This is a genomic window from Vibrio qingdaonensis (genome assembly GCF_026191675.1).
Classification (GTDB): Bacteria; Pseudomonadota; Gammaproteobacteria; order Enterobacterales; family Vibrionaceae; genus Vibrio; species Vibrio qingdaonensis.
In genome coordinates this window covers 1-9233 of sequence record NZ_JAKRRY010000066.1, presented here as the reverse complement: position 1 = coordinate 9233, position 9233 = coordinate 1, and the positions used below count along the sequence as shown (strand labels likewise).

Here is a 9233-nt window from a genome sequence, read left to right as displayed (position 1 = left end):
TGATATCGAATACCTAGAGCAACAGGGTTTTCAAGTTCATGGCTTCGATATTAATCCTGATTCAGTTGCTATTTGTAGAGGCAGATTTGGGTCAACGTCATTAGTAGTTATTGCAGAGTCCTCGTTTGAGTCGTTCGACTATCCAAAATCTGGTGTAGTTATCGCAAATTCTAGCTTGTTCTTCGCTGACCCAAACCAATTTGAATCGACTTGGAGTAACATTAAATCTTCAATTGAAATCGGTGGGGTGTTTGCTGGTGACTTCATGGGTCTCAAAGATAGTTGGGCTTACAACTATCGTAGCCCCACAACACCTTTATCGGAATCAGACGTAAAGGTTTTGTTCTCAGGTTTTGAAGTAATCAGTTTCTTTGAACGTGATGAAACAGCGAAAACTTCATTGGGTAGAATGAAGCATTGGAATACATACTCCGTGATCGCGGTGAAACGTACATAACAAACGCTTCAAGCCGACAACCAACGCGTGGCATTTTTGGTTTCAGTAAGTTTAGTGATTACGGTGTTCTGCTTTGGCTCTGCATTGCGTTGGCTGCAGCTTAAGCGGGCGTTATGCGATTGAACAAATCTCAGCCTGACCTCAAGTTAAGCTGAGAGATTAAGATGCTGCGATTGATACTCATGTCATTGATAAAAGGATAATTTAATATGACCAAAATAGATCATTTAAATATTACAGTTCCAGATATTGACGAAGCATTGGCGTTTCTCTCTATAGTTGCACCGGACTTTAAAGTGCGAAAAGATGTTAAATCTCCGGATAGACATCGTTGGGCTCATGTTGGCAACGAGCAAAGTTATTTTGCGCTTCAAGAACCTCATCTAGACTCAATAACTCCAAGCAGCGCACAAAAAACGTATAAAAATTATGGTGTAAATCATATTGGTTTAGTCGTGAAAAACCTCGAAAGCATAGAGGCTAACCTTATAGAACAGGGCTATTGTCGAGGCATTTTTGCTCCTGAGGAAACATATCGAAAGCGCGCTTACTTTTTCGATAAAGCAGGTTTTGAATGGGAGCTAACCGAATTTTTGTCCGAAATACCCGATGAAATGTACCTATATGAGTGAGTGGTAAAAATCGCATAACAAACGAGTATGGCGTCAATAACTAAATATTGGCGCTGTTTTCATCCCACATGGTTCCATCTCTCAGCATTGAATTTAGAGTTACAACCATCTTCCTAACACAAGCAATGATAGCGACTTTCTTGGGCTTTCCTGCATCCAATAAACGTTTATATGTTGCTTTAAAAACAGGGTTACATTGCATAGCGGACATCATTGCCATGTACAATACAGTGCGTACTTGAGCGCGACCACCTTGAATAACTCTTTTGCCTTTATGGCGGCCACTTTCCTTGGTGATTGGTGCGACACCGACTAGAGCAGCGGCTTGTTTGTTCGTGATATAACCAAGCTCTGGAACGTTACTAATAATAGAGGCTGCTGCGATATTTCCTATTCCTGGAACACTTTGAAGTAGGGTGTTCTTGGCATGATATTCAGGGCAAGTATCGATTAATTTAATGAGTTTCTTTTCTATCTTATCAATCTGGTTCTTCATTGCAGTTAAGATAGGTTTGATGGTGGAATGCATCTCTTTAGGTAGGATTTGGATACGATTTTTTTCCATCGTTTGCATTGAGAGAAGTTGGTTTCTTCTGATGACTAAGTCACTCATAAGCCTGATGTTTTCGGCTTTTAGCTCGGTTAGTTTTGGTTGTATAGCTTCGGCATAATGAGCGATTAGCTCTGAGTCTAGTCTGTCATTTTTAGCTCGCCTGCCAATCGCACCAGCAAAGCGTTTTATGTGTAAAGGATTAGCTATAACGAAAGGAAGATTCGCCTCAGAGCATGCCATGATAAATGGCATTTCAAGGCGACCTGTTGCTTCAACAACGATGCGTTTTGGCTGGTGCTTCGCAATAGTTTTAATTGCCTGTTTTATTCCTTTATCATTGTTTTCGACAGTAAAAAATAGGTCTAATGGGCGGATGTGAATGTCTAATTGTGACTTACCAACATCAACGCCGATATTTATGTTTTGAAGTGCAGTAGGATTCATAATAAGCTAACTCATGCTTGCGTAATACGGGCTCAAGTCCCAGTCGAGTATTCGAGGTTAGTGCTTGGAGCTTTAGACAGCGATCATGTTTGTTATCGGTCTCTCAATGGAGGAGCCAGCGTTTAAACGATCTACTGTATAAAGAGCTTTAGTTGCGGCTAAAGCTAGGGTCTCACGTTACCCGATTTCATGAGTTATTATCCATACAAACGGTTCAAGTGGATTCGTAACGCTTGGCACTTTTGGTGTCAAATTTGGGTTGTGTGATTACGGTGCTTTAATTTGGTTCGGTGGTGCGTTACTCACCACTTAACCGGGCGTTAGCACTCAAAGGAGAAACAGGATGTTTATCGCAGTCTATGAGTTTGAAATTCGTGATGGAATGGAATCAAAGTTTCGCGAGGCATGGCTTGAAGTGACAAAATTGATCTATAAGCGTTGTGGTAGTTTCGGTTCTCGTCTCCATTATTCAGATAAACAAAACGTAATGATTGGTTACGCTCAGTGGCCAAGTCGAGAAGACTGGGAAAAAGATCATAAGTTTACAGACAAACTTTTTGAAATAGCACGCAAGGAAATGCGAGAGTGCTTAGTTCAGTCAAATACTGTGTATAAACTTGAAGTTAGTGATGATTTCCTACAAACCTCGCTGGCAGTAGAGTGCTAACAAACTGCTCAAGTGGACGCCATAAGCTTGGCGGTTTTGGTTTGAAGTTAAGCGCGCTTGGTAAGTTAATCGTCAGCGCCACTTAGCAGGGCGTTAGTTGCACTTAGAAATTTAGTGGTCAAATCATTGTCCCTTTGGCTATGCAGCGACAAGCCCCACTGCTTAACGTTCTTTCCGGTGGCAGCGGCAAAGCGTCATTCGCTTTAGCCCTCGAGGTTTCGCGGAACTGCTTTTTGTGTCCGTCCGTGAGCAACGAAAGTAACATCTTCCTCAACCGGTTTTTCAGTGACTTAGGTGGTTTCTTTTTCGCGCCAACTCGCATTAATCGAAATATGTCAGTTCTGTCAGCTATCAAGCACGGCGTGGTGATAGTAATTTAGCTAACGGCAAGCAGTTAGCACCTTGGTGCAAATAAAAGAATAGGGGCGTAGGCAACTAACAAACTACTCAAGTGGACGCCATAAGCTTGGCGGTTTTGGTTTGAAGTTAAGTGCGCTTGGCAAGTTAATCGTCAGCGCCACTTAGCAGGGCGTTAGTTGCACTTAGAAATTTAGTGGTCAAATCATTGTCCCTTTAGCTATGCAGCGACAAGCCCCACTGCTTAACTTTCTTTCCGGTGGCAGCGCGAAAGCGTCATTCGCTTTAGCCCTCGAGGTTTCGCGGAACTGCTTTTTGTGTCCGTCCGTGAGCAACGAAAGTAACATCTTCCTCAATCCGTTTTTCAGTGACTTCGGTGCGGTCTTTTTCGCGCCAACTCGCATTAATCGAAAGATGTCAGTTCTGTCAGCTATCAAGCACGGCGTGGTGATAGTAATTTAGCTAACGGCAAGCAGTCAGCACCTTGGTGCAAATAAAAGAATAGGGGCGTAGGCAACTAACAAACTACTCAAGTGGACGCCATAAGCTTGGCGGTTTTGGTATGAAGTTTAGTGCGCTTGGTAAGTTAATCGTCAGCGCCACTTAGCAGGGCGTTAGGCTTTCTACAAACATGGAGGTTAAAATGAAGCAAGACTTTTCTAAATTGGCGACAACCGAATATGGGAACATACTTACCAATGACCACTTTATAGATTACAACATTGGCCCTCTTTGGCAGGGTATGCCGCGAATTTTTGGAGAGGCATTCACGGTTCAGTTAGCTTCAGGTGATAATTTAATGCTTCATTCTGCAATATACGAAGCGCCTGAAGGCTCCATAATCGTTGTGGATGGCGTTGATAGTGAGTATGCAGTTGCGGGCGGTAATGTATGCGCAGTTGCTAAGAATCGAGGCATAAAAGGCTTCATCATTGATGGTGTAATCCGGGACTTAGGTGAAATTTCAGATATGAAATTTCCAGTTTTTGCGAAAGGTGTTCACCCGGTACCAGGCAAGAAAAATGTCTATTGTGAGTTGGGTGTTTCAATTACTTGTGGGGGAGTAAAGGTATCTACGGGAGACGTAATTGTCGCTGATTTAGAGGGTATCGTAGTTATACCTAAAGCAAGCGCAGAGGATGTGTTTGTATCGGCCTCAAAGAAAGCACGTGATGAAGCTTCATTAACTCTGCTTGAGTGGGAAGCGAACCACAGAGCTAAAATAGCTCTAGCAATAAGTTCTGCGAAACAAAAAGCCTAACAATAAATTTAAGCAGATTCGCAACGCTTGGCACTTTCGGTTTGAATCAACTTTAGTGTTTACGGCACAATGCTTTAGGTGAGCGGTAGCGTTACTCACCACTTAATTTGGCGTTATGTGTCCGAGATGGAAAGGAGCTTTTATGAAAATTGATTTACCTTATTTATCGAGCATCTTGAATGTATTTTTAGATGCAGAAACTGCGCATATTACGGTTTCAGATTTTGAAACTAATGGTATACGTATTCAAAGTGAGCACCTTCCTAGTCTCCTAGATGAAAAATTTCTATTTCACCTTCAATTAGCACTAGAGAATAGTTTGATTAGTAATCAAAAGTTAAGATCTTCAGACCTTGGTTCGATAGGTATTAAAATGGGAGCAAACGGTCATGTTGTGCTAACTGGGACTCCAATTAGACTAACACAACAAGGGCATGACTTTGCTACTGCTTTGGCTAATAAAGAAGTGCTGACGCGAATAAAAGACGAACTGAAAGATGCTCCATTCAAGGTGATTTTCGATGGCAGTCAAAAGTTACTAGAGCATCTAATGAAGAAAAAACTCGATGCTTTGTTAGGTTAAACACATAACAATAAATTTAAGCAGATTCGCAACGCTTGGCACTTTTGGTTTGAATCAGCTTTAGTGTTTACGGCACAATGCTTTAGGTGGGTGGTAGCGTTGCTCACTACTTAATTTGGCGTTATGTGGCAGGAGGCTACGTGCAGTTCACATATAGGGAAACAACACCAAGCGATAAGGATTTTTCAAATCTAGTCGCAGAGTTGAGTTCAGAGCTTAGAGCTCTTACATCAGACTCTGGCGAGAATTCATTCCATGCGGATTCTTTTAGTTTGGATACTGACATTTGTTTAGTCATCTATCAAAGTGAAAAAGCTGTCGCATGCGGTTCATTTCGTAAGCATGACAGTGATACCTGTGAGTTGAAGCGAATGTACTCAAAGTACCGAGGAGCGGGTAGTTATCTAATCACCCAGCTTGAGAGTTGTGCGGTGATCAAAGGTTACAAGCGCTCAGTACTTTCAACACGCAAGGTCAATGACAATGCAGTGTGTTTCTACGAGCGACATGGTTACTCAAAAGTTAGCGCTTATGGAAAATACGTCCATGCAAGCAAGTCTGTTTGTTTGGGCAAGTCGTTAGCCACATAACAAACTACTCAAGTGGACGCCATAAGCTTGGCGGTTTTGGTTTGAAGTTAAGTGCGCTTGGTAAGTTAATTGTTAGCGCCACTTAGCAGGGCGTTATGTTTTTAAGCGAAAAAGGAAAGCCCATTGAAAATCGCAGTTATTTATTACTCGCATACTGATGTAACAGGAACACTGGCAAAATCGGTCATTAAAGGGATTAATGATAACTTCCCGATGATAGGTGTAATTGACCATAAAATTTGTGGTGAAGAAATAGTTGCAGGACGGTTTGTAAACAAGGAGCTATTTGAAAACCTTTTGGGTTGTGATGCTATCATCATGGGTTCCCCGACATATATGGGGGGAGTTTCATCTCAATTTAAGGCATTTGCAGATGCAAGTAGTGAGTATTGGGGCGATCAGTTGTGGGCAAACAAAGTAGCAGCAGGTTTTACAAGTGGTAATGCCTTAAATGGAGATCAGAGTAGTAGCTTGGGCTATATGGTTACTCTAGCCAATCAGCATGGTATGTACTGGGTTGGTTTAGATTTGGCTCATGGTTATAAAGATCACGGTTTAAATCGTCTTGGTTGCCAGTTAGGTGTGGTTTCAGCATCGTTCGACGGTAATGTTAATAGAACTGATGAGCTTTCAGCGCACTATTTGGGTAAAAGAGTTGCGGATATGGTCACTAGACTTGCACCCAAAACATAACAAACGCTTCAAGCGGACGTTATGTTTTTTAGTTAATATGCATACTAAATAGGTCGATATGTCTATTGATTTAGGCGTGCCAAATTAAAGGTGAGTAGATATGATTATTGGACTGATTAATTCTTAGAGGTTTTTATGTCTGTATTAACATACTGTAAGATTGAGGAAATGACGGTTAGCCCTAAAATGCTTGGATATTTAAATAGAATAGAAAGTAAGGTTGATTTTGGAAATCTATTGGCTGGTTCAGTTGCAGCAACGCAATTTATAGAGCTATTTTCAGGGCGCGTATCAACTGGCAAGAGGCTAAAAGCAATTTACGAACATGATTGGGACTCTTTTGGACAGGCTATGATGTCAACGCATAGGTTAACTAGGAATGAGGTCAATAAAGTGGCTGATGAGGCTAGAGTATACTCATCATACATGGAAAGTAAGTTTTGGAGCTGTGTATATGAAGCAACACGTTAGTATTTTACTGCTTGCGATTTTTAGTGCTAGTACAAGTGCCTCAATAGATAGTGCTTTTAAAAGACTTAACACTAAAATGAGTATGTGTATGGCATTAGTTGGTGAGTCTCAGGTGGAAACTAATGATAAGTGGTTGATATCATTGGATGAAGATTCGATAAAACTTGCGCTTCTTTTGTTAAAAGACTTGGCGATGCATAAATGTACAGAAGTTGAAGAAAAGGAGTACTTATACCAACTTTACTTGGAGTATGTAACGACCAATGATATTGAGCCACTTAATAGGTGGTTGAATTTTAAGGAGAGTGGTCTTATTAACGCTCACCGAGAAATTACGACCAAGTCATTTTTGGAACAGGTATCTAGGTTGTCTAAGACCCCTGAGTTTTCGCAGCCATTTGATGTTTTAGAAGTCCTGCAATTGTTGCAAAAAAAAACATAACAAACTGCTCAAGCCGACCTCAAACGCGTGGCATTTTTGCTTCGCAAAATTGTATGCCACGGTTTTCGGCAACTTAGCAGGGCGTTATATGTTTTTCGAGTTTGGAGTTTTATGAAAGTTAATTATGAGTATTTAAAGCAATTACTTGAAGCTTTTGAAAAAGTTGAAAAACCATATCCATTGATTTCTGAGATTGCGAAACTATCAAGTGAAGTCGACAATCGATTTGTATTTCATATGGGAATTCTTCATGACCAAGGCTTTCTTCAATATTTAACTCGTCATGGTCAATCTCCATTTGAACCTGATCTCGACGAAATAGATGATTTTTCATGGGCAGATTTCAATGTTAGACTAACTGCTCAAGGTTATGATTTTTTGTCAGCTCTTCATCAGAAGAATATTTGGAATGCCATAAAGGGAGATTTGAAAGAAAACTCAATTGAAACCGTTTGGAAAGTTGCTCAAGGTGTAGCTACCAAAATAGCCTCTACCCAACTGCAAAAGTACTTTGATGAAAGTGTACTGAAATAAACATATAACAATTACTCAAGTGGACGCGTAACGTGCGGCGGTTTTGGTTTTAGGTGATGTGCGCTTTGTAAAGTTAATCGTAAGCGCCACTTAGTAAGGCGTTAGCCAACCACGGAAAGGTTTGACAAAGGAGTAGTATGAAAGAAGACTTACGAATTTACGCAAAAGGCTTGGCATTTTCTGGGGGAACATACAGCCTTCGATCTCTGGATGTGTTGATTTCAAATCATCGGAAAATTCTTGATGAGCTTATTGCTGTTAGTCTAGGGAAAAATCGTGTCGATCGGCATATACGAGAACAAATAGACTATCAAGTACAAATTAAAGAGGGCTCTGTTGAGTTACTAGTTGATTTTATATTTAACAATAAAGAGCTTTTTGCTCCACTCGCTGCAGATGGGGGCTATCAACTATCGAATACCATAGTTTCATTGTACAAAAATGCGATTGAACTAAGGGAAGCAGTAGCAAAAATTGCAGACAAGGGATTGCAAGTAAAAATCGACATATCTAATAGTTTCAATTTTGCTAGCAATAACAGTAGTAGTAAAGTCAATTACAATCTCACAAATGGATCAATTTTAATTGCAGACCCCAAGATTCTTTTAGCCGCTCAAACAACAAAAAGCGCAGTCGATAATGTCGTTAAGTCCATTGATGGGTCCAATGTTGAGTATGTTGACTTTGGTGCAGGTGTCAATAATCAGCGATTGAGTGAATCCAATAAAAACTTACTTGGTCGTCGAAAAGAAGAAATACCGGCAACGTTAAATATCATCGGTCGTCTCGACATGATATCTGTTAGTAGCCACAGAGGAGCTATCGTGTCTGATGGACAGCGGTTCAATGTATCATGGGATGAACCACTCCGAGATAAGCTGCTAAAAGTTGTAGATGTTGAAGCTGTAAGCTTCAAAGCGCGTCCAGTAATTGATCATAAATCCTTAGGTGATAAAGAGATAGGTTTTCATTTGGTAGACTGTATTCAAATGCAAGGTAGGCTTGATGTTTAGTTTGGCTGGCTAACAAACGCTTCAAGTCGATTCGTAACGCTCGGCACTTTTGGTGTTAATTTTGGCTGATGTGATTACGGTGTTTAATCAAAGTTCAGTGGAGCGTAACTCACAACTTAAGCGGGCGTTAGGTGCTCAGAGGAAAAATGAATTCAAAGGAAGTTGTCCTAGCTTTTTGGGATGCAATGAAAACTAATGATTTTGCCAAAGCAAGTGAATGGCTAAGCCCCAATTTTGAAGGTTTCTGGCCTCAATCAGGTGAACTCATCATTGGCAGATGTAACTTTACTTCTATCAACTCTTTTTACCCTGCAAACGGTATTTGGGAGTTTGAAGTACACTCGGTAGTTTGCGATGGTGCAACAGTTGTGACTGATGTTTCAATTACAGATGGCGTCCAAAAAGCGCGTGCTATCACTTTCCATACCGTTGAAGACGGACTAATCAGTAAGCAAAAAGAGTTTTGGCCAGAACCAATGGAAGCGCAAGAATGGCGAAGTCAGTGGGTAAAGGTTGTGGAAGAGTAGGCAACGCAC

General features: G+C 40.9%; 13 protein-coding genes. 12 read left to right on the top strand and 1 reads right to left on the bottom strand.

The window, feature by feature from the left end; translation table 11 throughout:
• A partial coding sequence (locus tag MD535_RS24515) for a methyltransferase domain-containing protein (RefSeq protein ID WP_265677802.1) occupies positions 1-457 on the top strand: 457 nt, incomplete at its 5' end.
• A gap of 209 nt (positions 458-666) precedes the next feature.
• Positions 667-1089, top strand: coding sequence for a VOC family protein (locus MD535_RS24510; protein ID WP_265677801.1), 423 nt, complete (start codon positions 667-669; stop codon positions 1087-1089).
• A gap of 40 nt (positions 1090-1129) precedes the next feature.
• On the opposite strand, the gene MD535_RS24505 is transcribed toward MD535_RS24510, so the two are convergent.
• A complete protein-coding gene (locus MD535_RS24505) occupies positions 1130-2086 on the bottom strand; it encodes an IS110 family RNA-guided transposase (RefSeq protein ID WP_265677800.1) in 957 nt (318 codons plus the stop codon).
• Positions 2087-2429: 343 nt separating this feature from the next.
• On the opposite strand from MD535_RS24505, the gene MD535_RS24500 reads away from it, so the two are divergent.
• The 10 genes from MD535_RS24500 to MD535_RS24455 all read left to right on the top strand — a co-directional run bounded on the left by MD535_RS24500 (position 2430) and on the right by MD535_RS24455 (position 9224).
• On the top strand, positions 2430-2753 hold the full coding sequence (locus MD535_RS24500; RefSeq protein WP_265677799.1) for an antibiotic biosynthesis monooxygenase family protein: 324 nt from the start codon (positions 2430-2432) through the stop codon (positions 2751-2753).
• Between the two features lie 1000 nt (positions 2754-3753).
• A complete protein-coding gene (locus tag MD535_RS24495; RefSeq protein WP_265677798.1) occupies positions 3754-4371 on the top strand; it encodes an RraA family protein in 618 nt (205 codons plus the stop codon).
• Positions 4372-4513: 142 nt separating this feature from the next.
• A complete protein-coding gene (locus tag MD535_RS24490) occupies positions 4514-4954 on the top strand; it encodes a DUF2513 domain-containing protein (protein ID WP_265677797.1) in 441 nt (146 codons plus the stop codon).
• A gap of 140 nt (positions 4955-5094) precedes the next feature.
• Positions 5095-5544, top strand: a complete 450-nt coding sequence (locus MD535_RS24485) for a GNAT family N-acetyltransferase (RefSeq protein ID WP_265677795.1) — start codon at positions 5095-5097, stop codon at positions 5542-5544.
• Positions 5545-5667: 123 nt separating this feature from the next.
• Positions 5668-6237 (top strand): flavodoxin family protein, encoded by a 570-nt coding sequence (locus MD535_RS24480; protein ID WP_265677794.1) that lies wholly within the window; start codon positions 5668-5670, stop codon positions 6235-6237.
• Between the two features lie 135 nt (positions 6238-6372).
• Positions 6373-6708 carry a hypothetical protein gene (locus MD535_RS24475; protein ID WP_265677793.1) on the top strand — a complete coding sequence of 112 codons (336 nt, stop codon included), beginning with the start codon at positions 6373-6375 and terminating at the stop codon, positions 6706-6708.
• The gene (locus MD535_RS24470) at positions 6692-7150 is read left to right on the top strand and encodes a hypothetical protein (protein ID WP_265677792.1); all 459 of its coding nucleotides are present in this window, start codon (positions 6692-6694) and stop codon (positions 7148-7150) included. The genes MD535_RS24475 and MD535_RS24470 overlap by 17 nt, the downstream gene beginning before the upstream one ends.
• Positions 7151-7261: 111 nt before the next feature.
• Positions 7262-7684 carry a DUF2513 domain-containing protein gene (locus MD535_RS24465; RefSeq protein WP_045128460.1) on the top strand — a complete coding sequence of 141 codons (423 nt, stop codon included), beginning with the start codon at positions 7262-7264 and terminating at the stop codon, positions 7682-7684.
• Between the two features lie 137 nt (positions 7685-7821).
• Positions 7822-8697 carry a hypothetical protein gene (locus MD535_RS24460; protein WP_265677791.1) on the top strand — a complete coding sequence of 292 codons (876 nt, stop codon included), beginning with the start codon at positions 7822-7824 and terminating at the stop codon, positions 8695-8697.
• A 146-nt stretch (positions 8698-8843) separates the two neighbouring features.
• Positions 8844-9224 carry a nuclear transport factor 2 family protein gene (locus MD535_RS24455; protein ID WP_265677790.1) on the top strand — a complete coding sequence of 127 codons (381 nt, stop codon included), beginning with the start codon at positions 8844-8846 and terminating at the stop codon, positions 9222-9224.
• The last annotated feature ends 9 nt before the right edge of the window (positions 9225-9233 follow it).

Bases quoted from the DNA above. Each gene is read 5' to 3' on its own strand.
- MD535_RS24495 (WP_265677798.1), top strand. From the start codon at position 3,754: ATGAAGCAAGACTTTTCTAAATTGGCGACAACCGAATATGGGAACATA.
- MD535_RS24465 (WP_045128460.1), top strand. From the start codon at position 7,262: ATGAAAGTTAATTATGAGTATTTAAAGCAATTACTTGAAGCTTTTGAA.
- MD535_RS24460 (WP_265677791.1), top strand. From the start codon at position 7,822: ATGAAAGAAGACTTACGAATTTACGCAAAAGGCTTGGCATTTTCTGGG.
- MD535_RS24475 (WP_265677793.1), top strand. From the start codon at position 6,373: ATGTCTGTATTAACATACTGTAAGATTGAGGAAATGACGGTTAGCCCT.
- MD535_RS24500 (WP_265677799.1), top strand. From the start codon at position 2,430: ATGTTTATCGCAGTCTATGAGTTTGAAATTCGTGATGGAATGGAATCA.
- MD535_RS24510 (WP_265677801.1), top strand. From the start codon at position 667: ATGACCAAAATAGATCATTTAAATATTACAGTTCCAGATATTGACGAA.
- MD535_RS24470 (WP_265677792.1), top strand. From the start codon at position 6,692: ATGAAGCAACACGTTAGTATTTTACTGCTTGCGATTTTTAGTGCTAGT.
- MD535_RS24505 (WP_265677800.1), bottom strand. From the start codon at position 2,086: ATGAATCCTACTGCACTTCAAAACATAAATATCGGCGTTGATGTTGGT.
- MD535_RS24490 (WP_265677797.1), top strand. From the start codon at position 4,514: ATGAAAATTGATTTACCTTATTTATCGAGCATCTTGAATGTATTTTTA.
- MD535_RS24455 (WP_265677790.1), top strand. From the start codon at position 8,844: ATGAATTCAAAGGAAGTTGTCCTAGCTTTTTGGGATGCAATGAAAACT.